At 68.2% G+C, this 15,568-nt stretch carries 11 protein-coding genes and 3 pseudogenes; 5 read left to right on the top strand and 9 right to left on the bottom strand.

The window, feature by feature from the left end:
- Nucleotide 1: 1 nt before the first annotated feature.
- The 4 genes and pseudogenes from FG154_RS15475 to FG154_RS15460 form a co-directional block, all read left to right on the top strand.
- Nucleotides 2-3,139 carry an efflux RND transporter permease subunit gene (locus FG154_RS15475; RefSeq protein ID WP_145109833.1) on the top strand — a complete coding sequence of 1,046 codons (3,138 nt, stop codon included), beginning with the start codon at nt 2-4 and terminating at the stop codon, nt 3,137-3,139.
- A gap of 12 nt (nt 3,140-3,151) precedes the next feature.
- Nucleotides 3,152-3,511 carry a hypothetical protein gene (locus FG154_RS15470; RefSeq protein WP_145109830.1) on the top strand — a complete coding sequence of 120 codons (360 nt, stop codon included), beginning with the start codon at nt 3,152-3,154 and terminating at the stop codon, nt 3,509-3,511.
- A 132-nt stretch (nt 3,512-3,643) separates the two neighbouring features.
- On the top strand, nt 3,644-6,001 hold the full coding sequence (locus FG154_RS15465; RefSeq protein ID WP_145109827.1) for a heavy metal translocating P-type ATPase: 2,358 nt from the start codon (nt 3,644-3,646) through the stop codon (nt 5,999-6,001).
- Between the two features lie 525 nt (nt 6,002-6,526).
- Nucleotides 6,527-7,006 (top strand): annotated as a pseudogene (locus FG154_RS15460) (transposase); the annotation flags it as partial.
- A 98-nt stretch (nt 7,007-7,104) separates the two neighbouring features.
- Here the strand turns inward: FG154_RS15460 and FG154_RS21470 are convergent.
- A pseudogene (locus FG154_RS21470) lies at nt 7,105-7,275 on the bottom strand (UTRA domain-containing protein); the annotation flags it as partial.
- A gap of 84 nt (nt 7,276-7,359) precedes the next feature.
- Here FG154_RS21470 and FG154_RS15450 point away from each other — a divergent pair.
- A pseudogene (locus FG154_RS15450) lies at nt 7,360-8,281 on the top strand (transposase).
- 243 nt (nt 8,282-8,524) lie between these two features.
- Here FG154_RS15450 and doeB read toward each other — a convergent pair.
- The 8 genes from doeB to ehuB form a co-directional block, all read right to left on the bottom strand.
- The gene (doeB, locus tag FG154_RS15440; RefSeq protein WP_145109824.1) at nt 8,525-9,532 is read right to left on the bottom strand and encodes a N(2)-acetyl-L-2,4-diaminobutanoate deacetylase DoeB; all 1,008 of its coding nucleotides are present in this window, start codon (nt 9,530-9,532) and stop codon (nt 8,525-8,527) included.
- A gap of 5 nt (nt 9,533-9,537) precedes the next feature.
- The gene (doeA, locus tag FG154_RS15435; RefSeq protein ID WP_145109821.1) at nt 9,538-10,719 is read right to left on the bottom strand and encodes an ectoine hydrolase DoeA; all 1,182 of its coding nucleotides are present in this window, start codon (nt 10,717-10,719) and stop codon (nt 9,538-9,540) included.
- A gap of 41 nt (nt 10,720-10,760) precedes the next feature.
- Complete coding sequence (gene eutC, locus FG154_RS15430; RefSeq protein ID WP_145109818.1) at nt 10,761-11,744, bottom strand: ectoine utilization protein EutC; 984 nt, start codon at nt 11,742-11,744, stop codon at nt 10,761-10,763.
- Nucleotides 11,741-12,700 (bottom strand): hydroxyectoine utilization dehydratase EutB, encoded by a 960-nt coding sequence (gene eutB, locus FG154_RS15425; RefSeq protein ID WP_186312390.1) that lies wholly within the window; start codon nt 12,698-12,700, stop codon nt 11,741-11,743. The genes eutC and eutB overlap by 4 nt, the downstream gene beginning before the upstream one ends.
- The gene (locus FG154_RS15420; RefSeq protein WP_145109815.1) at nt 12,697-13,461 is read right to left on the bottom strand and encodes an aspartate racemase/maleate isomerase family protein; all 765 of its coding nucleotides are present in this window, start codon (nt 13,459-13,461) and stop codon (nt 12,697-12,699) included. Before FG154_RS15420 ends, eutB begins: the two co-directional genes overlap by 4 nt.
- Complete coding sequence (gene ehuD / locus FG154_RS15415) at nt 13,458-14,117, bottom strand: ectoine/hydroxyectoine ABC transporter permease subunit EhuD (RefSeq protein ID WP_145109812.1); 660 nt, start codon at nt 14,115-14,117, stop codon at nt 13,458-13,460. The genes FG154_RS15420 and ehuD overlap by 4 nt, the downstream gene beginning before the upstream one ends.
- Nucleotides 14,117-14,773, bottom strand: coding sequence for an ectoine/hydroxyectoine ABC transporter permease subunit EhuC (gene ehuC, locus FG154_RS15410; RefSeq protein ID WP_145109809.1), 657 nt, complete (start codon nt 14,771-14,773; stop codon nt 14,117-14,119). The genes ehuD and ehuC overlap by 1 nt, the downstream gene beginning before the upstream one ends.
- Nucleotides 14,774-14,843: 70 nt before the next feature.
- The coding region (ehuB, locus tag FG154_RS15405; protein WP_145109806.1) for an ectoine/hydroxyectoine ABC transporter substrate-binding protein EhuB at nt 14,844-15,568 on the bottom strand (725 nt) is incomplete at its 5' end.

The following is a 15,568-nucleotide window of genomic DNA, read 5'->3' as shown; positions in this document are numbered from 1 at the left end:
CATGTTCAATTTCCTCGTCACGCAGTCGCTGAAGAGCCGGCTGTTCGTCATCGCGGCCGCCATCGTCCTGGTGCTCTATGGCGCGCTCACGGCCCAGCGGTTGCCGGTGGACGTGTTCCCCGACCTCAACCGCCCCACGGTCACCATCATGACAGAGGCCGAAGGCCTCGCCCCGCCGGAGGTCGAGCAGCTCGTCACCTTTCCGCTCGAAACCCAGATGACCGGGCTGCCGGGCGTGGCGCGGGTGCGGTCGACCTCGGGGGTCGGCCTCTCGATCGTCTATGTCGAGTTCGACTGGAATACCGACATCTACCGCAACCGCCAGCAGATCGCCGAGCGGCTTTCGCTGGTGCAGCCGCAGCTTCCGACGGGCGTGGTCCCCCAGATGGGGCCGATCAACTCGATCATGGGCCAGGTGATGCTGATCGCCATGACGGGGCCCGGGACGGTCTCGCCCATGGACCTGCGCGACATCGCGGATTTCACCATCCGCCCTCGCCTCCTGACGATCCCCGGCGTAGCGCAGGTCATCCCCATCGGAGGCGAGGTGCGCCAGTACCGCGTGGCGCCGAACCCGGCCGCCCTGCGCAGCATGGGGGTCAGCCTCGACCAGGTCGAGGACGCGCTTGCAGGCTTCGGCGGCAACAGCGGCGGCGGCTTCGCCGACCAGTACGGACGGGAGTTCCTGATCCGCAACATCGGCGGTGGCCGCGGCATGGAGGATCTACGGCGCCTCGTCGTGGCGACCGTCCAGGGTCAGGCCGTGACGCTTGCCCAGGTGGCGGAGGTCGGCTTTGCCGCGCGCGCGAAGCGGGGCGAGGCGGGCTTCATGGGCGAGCCTGCCGTGATCGTCTCGGTCGAGAAGCAACCGGGCGCGGACACCGTGGCGCTTACGCGCGAGATCGAGGCGGCCGTGGCGGGCATCACCGCAAGCCTCCCCGAAGGCGTGCGCGCCGATCAGGTGCTGTTCCGTCAGGCCGACTTCATCGAGACGTCCATCCACAACGTGCAGACGGTGCTGATCGAGGCGGCGGTCGTCGTGGCAATTGTCCTGTTCGCCTTCCTGCTGAACGTGCGAACCACAGCCATTTCACTTACTGCCATCCCGGTGTCGATCCTGACCACCGCCATCGTCTTCAAGCTGATGGGCCTGTCGATCAACACCATGACGCTCGGGGGCCTCGCGATCGCCATCGGCGAGCTGGTCGATGACGCGGTGGTGGATGTCGAGAACATCTTCCGCAGGCTGCGCGAGAACCGCGAACGCGGCAATCCGCGATCCGTCTTCGCCGTGGTGGTCGCCGCCAGTCAGGAGGTGCGCTCGGGGATCGTGTACGCCACGATGATCATCGTGCTGGTCTTCGTGCCGCTCTTTGCCCTGTCGGGCATCGAGGGGCGGCTCTTCGCGCCGCTCGGGCAGGCCTACATCATCTCGATCCTCGCGAGCCTTCTCGTCTCGATCACGCTGACCCCGGTGATGAGCTTCTACCTGCTGCCGGGCCTGAAGCGGCTGGACGAGCACGAGGGGCTGATCGTCCGCGGGCTGAAGCGCGCCAATCGCGGCCTTCTCGGCTGGTCGTTCCGCCACCCGCGCCTTTTGATGGCCCTGGCGCTCACCGGGGTTCTCGGCGCGGCCGGAATGGCAACCCAGCTTCCGCGCGCGTTCCTGCCGCCGTTCAACGAGGGCACGCTGACCATCAACATGCTCTTCAATCCCGGGATCTCGCTCCAGGAAAGCCAGCGGGTCGGCCTGATCGCCGAACGCCTGATCCTCGAGGTTCCGGAGGTTCAACTCGTCGGACGCCGGACAGGACGTGCCGAACTCGATGAACATGCCGAGGGTGTCCATTCCTCGGAAGTCGAGGTTGCCCTGAAGGAGGGGCGGCCCAAGGACGCGATCATTGCCGACATCCGTTCGCGGCTCGGCGTGCTGCCGGTGGTCACGAACGTGGGCCAGCCGATCTCGCACCGGCTCGACCACATGCTGTCGGGCGTGCGGGCGCAGATCGCGTTGAAGATCTTCGGCGAGGATCTCGACATGCTGCGCGCCCTGGCCGAGGAGCATCGCGCGATGCTCGCGCAGGTGCCGGGCGTGGTGGATCTGCAGATCGAGAAGCAGGTGCGCATCCCCCACCTCGAAATCCTCGTCGACCCGGCGCGCGCCGCACTTTACGGGCTGACGCCCGCTGCGGTCACCGAGCAACTCGAGGGTCTGTCGAACGGACGGACCGTGTCGCGCGTGGTCGACGGCAACCGGCGCTTCGACGTCGTGCTCCGCCTTCAGGACGAGGAACGTACAACCGCGGGGCTCGAGGGTCTGCTGATCCAGACCCCCAAGGGCTGGATCCCTCTGCGCGAGATCGCCGACGTGGTGGAGACCGATGGACCCAACCAGATCCTGCGAGAGAATGGCAAGCGCCGGGTCGTGGTCCTGGCCAACGTCGAGGGCGGCGCGGACATGGCGCGCGTGATCGCGGACATCCGCAGGCTTCTCGCCGAGCGCGCCCTGCCGACCGGAACCTTCGCGAGCCTCGAGGGCACGTTCCAAGCGCAGGAGGAGGCGATGGGGACAATCGGCCTGCTGTCGCTCGTCTCGCTGGCGCTCATCTTCGCCATCCTTTACAGCCGATACCGCTCCGCGCTGTTCGTCCTCATCATCATGGCCAGCGTTCCGCTGGCGCTGATCGGTTCCGTGACCGCGCTCTGGCTTGCGGGGCAGCCGCTGTCGGTCGCCTCCATGGTGGGGTTCATCACGCTGACCGGGATCGCGGCCCGCAACGGCATCCTCAAGATCAGCCACTACATCAACCTGGCGATCCACGAAGGGTTGCCGTTCGGCCCCGACCTGGTGGTGCGGGGCAGTCTCGAACGTCTGACACCGGTGCTGATGACCGCACTGTCCGCCGGAGCGGCGCTGGTGCCGCTGATGATCGATGCCCACGCGCCCGGCAAGGAGATCCTCCACCCGGTCGCCATCACCATCTTCGGCGGCCTTGTGACCGCCACTGTCCTCGACACCTTGCTGACGCCCACCCTGTTCCTGCGTTACGGCCGCCGCCCGCTTGAACGGCTGGTCGCCCGGGCCCGCGACACGGCCGAAGCCCCGGCCTCCACCATCAAACCCATCGAAGCCTTCTGATTGGAGAACATCATGATCCGGATCCTCGCCGTCCTGCTCGGTCTCGCCGCGCTTCCCGTCCTCGCGCACGAGCCGAGCCCCGGACCGCACGGCGGACTCAAGGTTGACGCCGGTGCGTGGCATGCGGAACTGGTCGCGGACGGGAGCCCGACCGTCACGGTGTACCTGTTCGACGCCTCCGACGCACCGGTCTCGGTCGAGGGCTGGAAGGGTCAGGCGACGCTGGTGATCGGAGGCGCGCCGCAGCGATTCCCTCTCGCTCCCGCGGGCGAAGTCCTCCAGGGCCAAGCCGCTGCGCCGGTTCCCGCGGGCAGCGGCGGAGCCGTGCGCCTGACGTCGCCGGATGGAACGACCGCAACGGCGACCTTCTGACGCCTCCCGGGCCGCGCACGCCGGGGCCGGTGAGCGTGACACGCCGGCTTGACCTTCCAGTTTCCGGAAGGTGCAGGATCCATCATGGGCCGTCATCGGCCAACTTCAGTTCCGGGAGGGTCAGGAGGCAGGATGATACCGAACGATCCCAGGTCGCACGATCACGCTCACCATGGGCACGAGGCGGCGGTTCCCGAGGGCGCCGCCATCGCCATCGACCCGGTCTGCGGGATGAAGGTCGTCCTGAAGGAGGGCGCCCGCAGCGCGACGTTCCAGGGCCGGACCTTCCACTTCTGCTCCGAGGGATGCCTGGCGAGGTTCGAAGCGGATCCGTGGTTCTACGCCTCGGGCAACGCCGGGAAGGTCGTGGCCGCTCCGCCCAAAGGCACGCAGTACACCTGCCCGATGCATCCCCAGATCGTGCGCGACGCGCCGGGCTCGTGCCCGATCTGCGGCATGGCACTGGAACCGATGGTTCCGACGGACGAGCCCTCGCACGAGCTGACGGACTTCACCCGCAGGATGTGGATCAGCGTCGCCGCCTCGGTGCCGCTGGTGATCCTCACGATGGGCGGGACGATGGGACTGCCCGTCCGCGACTGGATCGGTCACCGCACCGCGGTGTACCTGGAGTTCCTCATCGCGACACCCATCGTGCTCTGGGCGGCAGCACCGTTCTTCCGACGCGGTCTCGACTCGATCCGAAGTCGCAGCGCCAACATGTGGACCCTGATCTCGCTGGGCGTGGGTGCCGCCTGGCTCTACTCGATCGCTGCGACCTTCCTGCCCGGCCTCTTCCCCGAGGCCTACCGGATGGACGGCATGGTCGGCACCTACTATGAAGCGGCCGCCGTCATCATCGCGCTGGTCTTCGTGGGCCAGGTGCTGGAACTCCGCGCACGCGAGCGGACGGGTGATGCGATCCGCGCTCTCCTGAACCTCGCGCCGAAGGTGGCGCGCCGCATCCTGCCGGACGGGCAGGAATACGACGCGCCCCTTGAAAATGTGCTGGCCGGCGACCGACTGCGGGTCCGGCCTGGCGAGGCGGTGCCCGTGGACGGAGAGGTGCTGGAGGGCCACTCGGCGGTCGATGAAAGCATGCTGACCGGCGAGCCGATGCCGGTCGAGAAAGGCCCGGGGGACCGGGTGAACGGAGGAACCCTGAACCGCAACGGCTCGCTCGTCATGGTGGCGAGCCGGGTGGGGGCCGATACCGTGCTCGCGCAGATCGTCGAGATGGTGGCGAACGCGCGCCGCTCGCGCGCGCCCATCCAGGGCATGGCGGATCGCGTCTCGGCGATCTTCGTGCCGACGGTCGTCGCGGTGGCGGTGCTCGCCTTCCTCGTCTGGTGGCTTGCGGGTCCGGATCCGGCGTTCTTCTTCGCCACGGCCGCCGCCGTCTCGGTGCTCATCATCGCCTGTCCCTGCGCCCTCGGGCTCGCAACCCCCATCTCGATCACCACGGCGGCGGGCCGGGGAGCGCAGGCGGGGGTGCTGATCAAGGATGCCGAGGCCCTCGAACGGATGGCCGGCGTGGACATGCTCATCGTGGACAAGACCGGAACGCTGACGGAGGGGAAGCCGAAGCTGACCGACGTGGTGGCCTTGGCCGAGTTCACCGAGCGGGAAGTGCTGGCCGCCGCCGCGACCCTCGAGCGCGGGTCCGAGCATCCGCTGGCCGAGGCCATCGTGCAGGGTGCCGAAGCGGGCAGGCTGGCGCTTCTGGCCGCAGAGAGCTTCGAGGCCGTGACCGGAAAAGGCGTGAAGGGTGTAATCGCCGGGCACTCCGTGGCGCTTGGCAATGCGGCGCTGATGACCGATCTCGGGATGCAGACCTCCACCTCGGAAGCGACGGCGGACGCCCTCCGCGCCGAAGGCAAGACGGCGATGTTCCTGGCCATCGACGGGCGGCTGGCCGGTCTGGTGGCGGTGGCGGACCCCGTCAAGGCCTCGACCGCAGAGGCGATCCGGCAGCTTCACGCGGATGGACTGCGGATCATCATGGCCACGGGCGACAACGAGCGCACGGCGCAGGCGATCGCCCGGCGTCTCGGCATTGACGAGGTTCGCGCCGGCGTGCTGCCGGCCGACAAGAAGGCGCTGATCGACGCGCTGCGTGTCGAGGGTCGGCGCGTGGCCATGGCCGGCGACGGGGTGAACGATGCGCCCGCGCTGGCTGCGGCCGACGTCGGGATCGCCATGGGGACGGGAGCGGACGTGGCGCTGGAGAGTGCGGGCATCACGCTTCTGGGCGGGGACCTGATGGGGATTGTCCGGGCCAGGAAGCTCGCGCGGGCCACCCTTCGGAACATCAAGCAGAACCTGTTCTTTGCCTTCGCCTACAACGCGCTCGGCGTGCCGGTGGCGGCGGGGGTGCTCTATCCGTGGTCGGGCCTCCTGCTCTCGCCGATGATCGCGGCGGCCGCCATGAGCCTCTCGTCGGTGTCCGTCATCGCAAGCGCCCTTCGGCTGCGGCGGGTGAGGCTATAGGCAGCGTACGCATCGGCCAGGCTTGGGATTGTTTGGACCAGATGAAGTCCTCAGGTTCCCACCCGTGGCAGTCCGATCGAAGGGCCGCCGCCCTAATTGCCACATACGGCAGCGAGGATCTGCTATTCGACCGCCACAAGCGTCTGCGTCCGAGTTGATCGAGAGTCCGGGGGTGAAGCCAGGATCACACTCTAGTGCGGCGCGTCCACGCTGGTCGGTATCTGCTCACTCCTTCGCTCCCCGGAGAGCCATGAAAGGCTGCTATCGCCGATTTCTGCGGATGCAATGCTGCTGGCCCTACCGGCTACTCTCCGCCCCTGCGGCGTCAGGTCGCGGCAAGCAGGCTAGGCCCTTACGTGCCGGTCGACCGATTGGAATTCGGTTCCGCAAAGCCGTCGCTTGAGCACTGCGCAGCAAGGTCCCGTACAGCCTGTTTCGGCTGTTCGCTCTTCGAGCAGTCAAAATATGTCTGAAACGGAACCGCTTGGTCGTCCTACAGATGTCTTGCAAGAGCGTCGCGGCCCACTGACCGCGCTCTGGGGTGAAGACCTGCCGATCCAGCGCTGTAGGGTCCACAAGCACCGCAACCTGCTGGCTCACGCGCCGAAGACCCTTCAGGACGAGCTGACTGAGGACTACCGCGACATGATCTACGCCAGTACGGTCGCCGAGATCGAGACCCGCCGAAAGGCCTTCCTCCGCGAATGGCGGCTCAAGCGCCGGGCGGTGGCCGACAGCTTGGAAGAAGCGGGGGATTGGCTATTCAGCTTCACCCGCCTCGACCCGCCGCAATGAAAGTCGGCCCGGACCACCAACGCCATCGAGCGGCTAAACGAGGAGTTCCGCCGCCGGGTTAAGACCCGGACGGTGTCGCCTTGTGCCGAGACCGTGCCGATGCTGCTCTGGGCGCTGCTGGCGTCCGGCCAGATCCAGATGCGCAAGGTCGACGGCTGGGAGACGCTGTCCCAGCCTCTCGAGCCGATGCTTCTTGACCGTGCAGCCTGAGAAACCGAACCTGCCATGCCCGGAGTACGCCGCCAGGGGAATTTCCACAGCATTTGCGACACGACCGAGATCGTGAAATGCGGCCGCAACCGGTCAGTCAGGTGAAGCGCGACGAAAAATTCGACCGCTTCGTCGGGCGGGTTGAAGGCCGCCGACTCGATTCCCAATATTGGGCTGCCCTCGGGCACTTCCAGAAGGGCCGCGTCCTCGCCTAAGGCGGGAACCGCCTCGATAGTCCGGCCTGAACAACGGCGAAGTGGTTGATACATAGCCAGAAACCGGAGGTTTCTGTCGCAGTGTCCTGCAGGATTTCATAGGATCCGGCCCAGAACCCTGCAATTTCGGCCCGTGGCATGAAGCACCGCCCCCGTCCTCCCGAGCAGAACGATCTTTTCCGGCCGCGCCGCGTCGACATGATCGACCTGCGTCACGAGCTGGTTGCCCACGAGCTGGTTGCACTGGCAGCGCTGATCGACTGGGACTTTTTCGAACGGGAATGGGCGGGGTTCTTCCCGTCCACGACGTGCCGTCCGGCGACGTCGCCGCGGCTGGTCGCTGGTCTGCTCTATCTCCAGCACGCCTTCCGGCTGTCGGATGAGGCCGTGGTCGCCCGGTGGGTGGAGAACCCGTACTTTCAGCACTTCACCGGCGAGACCTTCTTTCAGCATCGCCCGCCGATCTATCCCACCTCGCTCACCCGCTGGCGCAAGCGGACCCCGGCAAGATCTACGCGCTCCATGAGCCGGAGGTGACTGCATCTCGAAGGACAAGGCTCGGGTGCGCTACGAGTTCGGCACCAAGGTCAGCATCGCCACCACGCTGACGGGCGGCTTCGTGGTGGGCACGCGGTCGCTGCCCGGAAATCCCTACGAAGGCCACACCCTCGGCGAGGCGCTGGAGCAGGTGGTCATCCTCACCGGCCGTCTGGCCAAACGCGCCGTCGTCGACCGCGGTTACAAGGGTCACGGCGTCGAGCACACCCAGGTCCTGATCAGCGGCACTCGCCGCGGGCTGACCCCGGCGCTGGCGAAGGCGCTCCGACGGCGCAGCAGCATCAAGCCCGAGATCAGCCACATGAAGACCGGCGGAAGGCTCGCGCGATGCTTTCTGAAGGGCACGTTCGGTGACGCCATCTTCGCCGTGCTCTGCGGCTGCGGCCACAACATCCGCAAGATCCTCGCCCACCTGAGGAAGCTTCTTGCCGCCGTCATCGCTCTCGTTCTGGCGGCGATCCGGAAGGAGCGAACCGAAAGCTACCCACCCGCCGCGGCCTGATCGCGTTGTTCAGGCTGAACTCGATATACCGCAGGGCCGGCGTGGGGCGCACGCCGTACTGCCGCCCGATCATGTCATAGAGCGAGCGATTCTCCGGCGGCACCGCATCAAGTCCCGGGGGCAAGGTCAGCTGCGTGGCGTCCTACGTCGCAGTTGGGCCGACCGATGGTGGCGACCCGCGGAAGAAACGGATAATGCGCACGTCGCGGCGCGCTCTCAAGGCTGCATCGCCTGAGGTCGCGATCAGCCCTCCACTTCGTCGGCAATCACTGCCACGCAGTCGCCCGGCTTCACCAAGCCCGGAAAGTGGCGCGCGGTAAGTAGGCCCGCCCGGCGCGCGCTCAGCGTGATGGGTTCCGCTCCCGTCCGGCCGATGGGATAGATCATCGCGACCGTCTGGCCGTTCTCGACCTGCTCGCCCAGATCGGCGCAGAAGCGGATCAGGCCGCCGTCCTCGGCGAAGGTGAAGCAGTCGCCGTCCGGCATATCGAGCCATTGTGTCGGCTGCGGGTGTGGCTCGCTCTTGAGGATCCCCGCCTCGATCAGGAAATTCCGGCAGCCGCGGATCGCGATCCCGGTGGTGCGGGCGCTGGCGGTGCCGCCGCCGCCCAGTTCGGTCGTGACGAAGACCTTGCCCATCTCCTCGGCGGCGGTGTCATACATGCCGACCGCGTCGATCTCGAGCATCTTCACCGACCAGGGCGCCCCGAAGGCGCGGACCAGATCGAAGGCCCGGGCCTCCTGCGCCTTGTCGGGCAGCACATGGGCGGCACAGAAGGGCAGGAAGTCGAGCGTCCTGCCCCCCGAGTGGAAGTCCAGCACCACGTCCGCCAAGGGCAGCAGCACGCGCTGGAAGTAATCCGCGATCTTTTCCGTCACGGTCCCGTCCGGGCGGCCGGGAAAGCTGCGGTTCATGTTGCCGCGGTCGATGGGCGAGGTGCGCGTGCCGGCCGCAAAGGCGGGCTGGTTCATCGCGGGCACGATGATGACCCGACCGGTCACCTCCTCGGGGCGCAGCGACCGGGCGAGTTCGAAGAGCGCGATCGGCCCCTCGTATTCGTCGCCATGGTTCGCGCCGGTCAGCAGGGCCGTCGGACCCGTCCCGTTCGCGACCACGGTAACGGGGATCATCACCGAGCCCCAGGCGGCATCGTCCCGGCTGTAGGGCAGCCGCAGGAACCCGTGCTGCACGCCCGGGGCGTCGAAATCCACCGTCGCCGAAATCGGCGACGGCTTCGGATGCGCGGTCATGGATGTCAGTCCTTCACGAACAGCTTGCGCGGGACATTGGCGAGGCATTCCACGCCCGTCTCGGTGATCAGGATCGACTCGGTGATCTCGAGGCCCATGTCCTCGAGCCAGAGGCCGGTCATGAAGTGGAAGGTCATGCCCGGTTCGAGAACGGTCCGGTCGCCGGGACGCAGGCTCATGGTGCGCTCGCCCCAGTCGGGCGGATAGCTCACGCCGATCGGATAGCCGGTGCGATTGTCCTTGAGGATGCCGTATTTCGCCAGCACGTCGAAGAAGCCGCGGGCGATGTCCTCGCAGGTGTTGCCCGGCCGCGCGGCGGCAAGGCCGGCCTCCATGCCTTCAAGCGTCGCCTTCTCGGCATCGAGGAATGCCTGCGTCGGCTTGCCGAGGAACACCGTCCGCGACAGCGGCAGGTGATAGCGGTGATAGCAGCCCGCGATCTCGAAGAAGGTGCCTTCGCCCGCCTTCATCGGCCGGTCGTCCCAGGTCAGGTGCGGCGCGCTTGCGTCGCGCCCCGAAGGCAGCAGCGGCACGATCGCCGGATAGTCGCCACCGAAGCCCTCGGCGCCGCGGATGCCCGCGTCATAGATCTCGGCCACGAGGTCGCACTTGCGCATCCCCACCTCGACCTTGTCGACGATGCGCGCGTGCATCTTCTCGACGATGCGGGCGGCGCGGCGCATGTAGGCGATTTCCTGCGGCGATTTCACCGCGCGCTGCCAGTTCACCAGCGCCGTGCAGTCGGTGAAGCGGGCGTTCGGCAGGTGGCGCGTCAGGCTCGCGAAGGCGGCGGCCGAGAAGTAATAGTTGTCCATCTCGACGCCGATCCGAAGGCTGCCCCAGCCGCGGTCGGTCATCAGCGCCGAGAGGTAATCCATCGGATGCCGTTCGGTCGATTGAACGTAATGGTCGGGATAGCCGATGATGTTCTCGTGCCGCAGGTAGGCGGTCAGCTTCGCGCCGTTCGCGTCCTGCCCGCGGCCATACCAGATCGGCTCGCCGTCGGGCGGCACGATCACGCATTGGTGGACGTAGAAGGACCATCCGTCATAGCCGGTCAGCCAGTTCATGTTGCTGGGGTCGGTGACGATCAGGAGGTCCACCCCCTTCGCCTCCATCGCCCGGCGCGTCTTCGCAAGACGCTGGGCGAACTCGTCGCGGCTGAACCGCAGGTCGACTTCGGTCATCGGGGAAGGTCCTCCTTCGGGCAGTTCAGCCCGGTCTCGTGTCAGACGGTGAAGCTCTGGCCGGCCTTCGCGGCGGTCGCGCGGGCGACGGCGAGGGCGGCGATGGCGGTATCCTGGATGCCGGTGCCGGTCAGGTCGGCCAGCGTGATCTGGTCGGGCGCCGTCCGCCCCGCGCGAAGGCCCGCCACCACCTGTCCCAGCTCGGGAAACTCCCGGTCGGCGGCAATGAGGCCCGCGGCAATGGCATGGTGCAACTCTCCCAGAAGGCGGGTCTGGGACAGCCGGTCGGCGACATAGGTGACGCGCGCGATCAGGTCGGGGGCGATCTCGTTCTTGTGCTCGGCGTCCGATCCCATCGCGGTGATGTGCTGGCCAGGATGGGCGGTGCGCAGGATCGGCGTCGTGGCGGGCGTCGCGGTCACGACGATGTCGGCGCCACTCGCGGCATCCTCGGGCGTGGCGCACGGCACAGCCTCCAGCCCGCGCTGCGCGAGCCGCGCCGCAAGCGCCTGCGCCTTGCCCGCATCGCGCGCCCAGACACGGGCCGCGCGGATCGGGCGGACGAGTTGCAGCGCCGCGACCTGAAGCTCGGCCTGCATCCCGGCGCCCAGAACCGCAACCGTCGCGCTGTCGGCGCGGCTCAGGTGGCGCGCGGCGACCGCGCCTGCCGCGGCGGTCCGCACGTCGGTCAGATAGCCGTTGTCGAGCAGGATCGCCTGCACGAGGCCGGTGCGCGCCGAGAGCACCACCATCAGCCCGTTGGTCGAAGGCAGGCCGAGCGCGGGATTGCCGAAGAAGCCCGGGCTGATCTTGATGGCGAAGTGGTCGAGACCGGGCACATGGGCCGTCTTCACGTCGACCTCGCCGCGATGCTCGGGGATGTCGAGCCGCAGGATCGGCGGCATGGCGACGGGTTCGGTCGCCAGCGCGCGGAAGGCGCCCTCGACGCAGGCGAGGGCTTCAAGATCCAGCGGCACCAGTGCGCGCAGGTCGGCCTCGGTCAGCAGGATGACGGGATCCCTCATGCGCCGGGCCTTTCGAGGATCCGGGCAAAAGCGTCCGGTGAAATGTTGGCGCCGGACAGGATGGCTATGGTTCTAGGTCCGGGGGCGAGGCGGCCCGCGAGCAGGGCCGCAACCCCCACGGCCGCCGCGCCTTCCACAGCGTCGCCGGTCGCGGCATGGATGTGGCGCATGGCGGCGGCGATCTCGTCTTCCGACACAAGGATGACCTCATCGAGCAGCGCCCGGCACATGGCGAAGGTGACGCGGTTCGCAAGCCCGACGCCGCCGCCGAGGCTGTCCGCCAGCGTCGGCAGTTCCTCGACCGTCACGGGATGGCCAGCGGCAAGGCTTGCGGCCATGGCGGCGCCCCGTTCCATCGAGACGCCGACCACGCGGGTCCGCGGCGACAGCACCTTCACCGCCGCCGCGACGCCCGCGGCCAGCCCTCCGCCCGACAGCGGCACCAGCACCCGCTCGGGTGCCGGCTCATCCGCAAGGATCTCGAGCCCCAGTGTGCCCTGCCCCGCCACCACGGCGGGATCGTCGAAGGGCGGCACCTCGGTCAGGCCCTCGGCCGCGACCGCGCGGGCGACCTCCTCCATCGCATCGTCCTGGCTGTCGCCCACGATCCGCACCTCGGCGCCAAGGTCGCGCACCGCCGCGACCTTGTTCGCCGGCACCAGCCGCGACAGGCAGACCACCGCCCGCGCGCCGGCCGCCCGCGCGGCATGGGCCAGCGCCCGGCCGTGGTTCCCGGTCGAGGCAGTCACCACACCGCGCGCCAGCCGCTCCGCTGGTAGCGAGAGGACAGCGTTGGTCGCGCCGCGCAGCTTGAAGGCGCCGGTCTCCTGCCGATGCTCCAGCTTCAGCAGCAGCCCCGGAAGCCGCGGGTCCGCCTGCATCGGCGTCCGCCGGACGTGTCCGCGGATGCGCGCCTCGGCCGCGCGGATGTCGTCGAGCGTCACGGGCAGCGTCATGCCGGCAGCCCCAGCGTCATCAGGTGGCCGGGCGCCAGCGCGCCCCCAAGGCCGATGCGGCGGGCGACCTCCCAAGCGGCGGCGTGGTTCGAAGACAGCGCCGGCAGCCCCGTCGCCGCCTCGATCCGGTCGATGACCGAAGCCGCCCGCACGGCGGTGCAGGAGATGAAGGTGGCATCCGACGCGGGGTCGGTCGCCTCTAGGGCCAGTTGCACCAGATCGTCCGGCGCGATCCGCGCCATGTCACGGTCGTCGGCCATGTTCAGGCAGGTGAGCCGGTCGATGGCAAAACCCTCGGCCTCGAACATCGCGGCCATCGGCCGGGTCGTCTCGACGAAATAGGGCGTCAGCACCGAGATCCTCCGCGCGCCCATCGCCCGCAGGCCGTTCAGCGTGCCCGAGACCGGCGTGACCACCGGGCAACCGGGCTTTCCGCGCGCCACCTGCGCGCGCACTGCCGCATCTCCGATGCAGACCGAGGCCGAGGTGCAGCCGAAAACAACCGCGTCCAGATCCTCGCCCGGCAGGATCAGCGCCGCACCCTCGGCCAGATCCGCCTCCATCGCGCGCAGCGTCTCGGGCGTCACCGGATTGGCGAAGGGGATGCGGTTGACGTAGATGCCCACGCCGGCGGGCACGAGGATGCGGGCGAAATCCACCTCGGTCGTGTGGTCTGTGGCCAGCGCGATCAGGCCGATCCGGTGCGGAACCGGCCGCGGGTCAAGCCGCGGCATGCGGGTGGCGACAATGGGGTCGATCATTTGGCAAGCCTTCCGTAGCGGCGTTCCAGCCAGCGCAAGAGGACGACCGAGACGAGGCTCATGGCGAGGAACAGCACGCCCACCAGCGTCATCGGCTCGACGTAGCGGTAGCTGGAATTGGCCACCGACTTCGCCTGGTTCATCAGCTCCAGCACGGTGATCGCCGACAGCAGCGGCGTCTCCTTGAACATGGCGATCAGGTAGTTCGCCAGCGCCGGGATCATCGGCGGGATCGCCTGCGGCACGATCACATGCCGCCATGTCTGGGCAATGGTCAGGTTGGTGGCGCGCGCCGCCTCCCACTGGCCGCGGGGCACGTTCTCGATGCCCGCGCGATAGACCTCGGCGGCGTAGGTCGCGTAATGCAGGCCCATTCCGATCACGCCGGCGACCAGCGGAGGCAGCAGGACACCCGCATCGGGCAGCACGTAGAAGATGAAATAGAGCTGCACCAGAAGCGGGGTGCCCCGGATGAAGTCCACCGAGAAGCCCACCGGGCGCGCGATCCAGCGGCGCGGCGAGCGGCGGGCGATGGAGAAGACCAGTCCCAGCACCGCCGCCACCACCGCCGACAGCAGCGTGACAAGCAGCGTCAGCCGCAGCCCCTGCAGCAGGACCGGCATGATCTCGGCGACGAAGGCCCAGTCCCATTCCATCAGCGCACCCCGTCGAGGCCGCGCGTCGCACGGCGTTCCAGATACCGCACCCCGCCCCCAATCGCCGTGGCCATCGCGTAGTAGAGCACGAGGATCGTCAGGAACGGCAGCAGCGTGCTGCCGGTCTGCGCCCGCACCACCTGGGCCTGAAAGGTCATGTCGGGCAGCGAGATCAGCGAGACGACGGCGGTGGCCTTCAGCAGCTCGATCGCGTTGTTGCCGAAGGTCGGCAGCATCAGCGGCAGGGCCTGTGGCAGGATGACGTGGCGCATGCGCTGGAACCGGGTCAGGTTCAGCGCCACCGTCGCCTCGACCTGATCCTTCGGCACCGACAGGACCGCGCCGCGCACCACCTCGGCGCCATAGGCGCCCACGTTCAGACCAAGCGCCAGCACCCCCGCCGCCAGCGGCGAGAGACTGACGCCCGCAAAGGGCAGTACGAAATAGACCCAGAACAACTGGACGAAGATCGAGGTGCCGCGGAAGAACTCGATATAGGTCGTGGCAAGCGCCCGCACCGCGAAGAAGCGCGACAGCCGCGCAAGGCCCGCGGCGAAGGCGACCGCGAGGGCAAGCGCCGAGCCGTAGAGGGTGAGTTGCGCCGTCATCAGCGCCCCCTCGACGATCAGGGTCAGATATCCGGACCAGTCGGTCATTGCGCGCGGTACCCCGGGCTGTCGTGCAGGAAGGAGAAGGGGCGGACGGGGATCCCGTCCGCCGACCGGTTCATTCGCCGCAAAGCTCGGCGCGGCTGGTCGATTTCGCGGCCTCGGCCGAGAAGCCATAGGGTTCGATGAGCTTCGCGAACTCGCCCGACTCCTTGATCTTCGCCAGCTCGACGTCGAAGGCGTCGCGCAGCGCCGTGTCCTGCTTGCGGAAGGCGGCACCGTCGCAATAGACCGGCGCGCCTTCGACGGGGGCCAGCATCTCGAGGTTCGGATCGGCGGCCTTCGCCATCAGGTCCGAGATCGACAGCACCGGCAGCGAGTAGACGTCGATCCGGCCGTCCTGCAGCATCTTCAGGCCCGACTGGCCGTCCGGCACCACGATCACCCGCTCGCGCGGGACGCCCGCCTCGAGCGCCAGCTTTTCCTCGGTGCCGCCACCGGGGGCGCCGATGGTGGCCGAGGGATCGGCCGCGATGTCGGCATAGGACCTTAAGGCCTTGGGGTTGCCCTTCGGCAGCAGGAACGCCTCGGCATCGCAGAGGATCGGCTCGGAATAGGCGACCGCCTGGCAACGCTCGGGCTTCATGAAGAGGCCCGCGGTGATCGCGTCGTGGCGGCGGGCCTGAACGCCGGGGATCATCGCGCCATATTCGCTGATCGAGGCCACGACCTCGGGCACGCCGAGCCGCTTGAATACCTCGCGCGCGACGTCGGGAGCAGCACCCGAAACGGTGCCGTCGGCGGCGACGGCGGTGAAGGGCGGCTCGTTCGCGATGGCGATGC

The sequence above is a fragment of the Cereibacter sediminicola genome (assembly GCF_007668225.1).
GTDB lineage: Bacteria > Pseudomonadota > Alphaproteobacteria > Rhodobacterales > Rhodobacteraceae > Cereibacter_A > Cereibacter_A azotoformans.
Note: the sequence above shows the minus strand (reverse complement) of the source record. Positions and strands in the feature narration are given on the sequence as shown.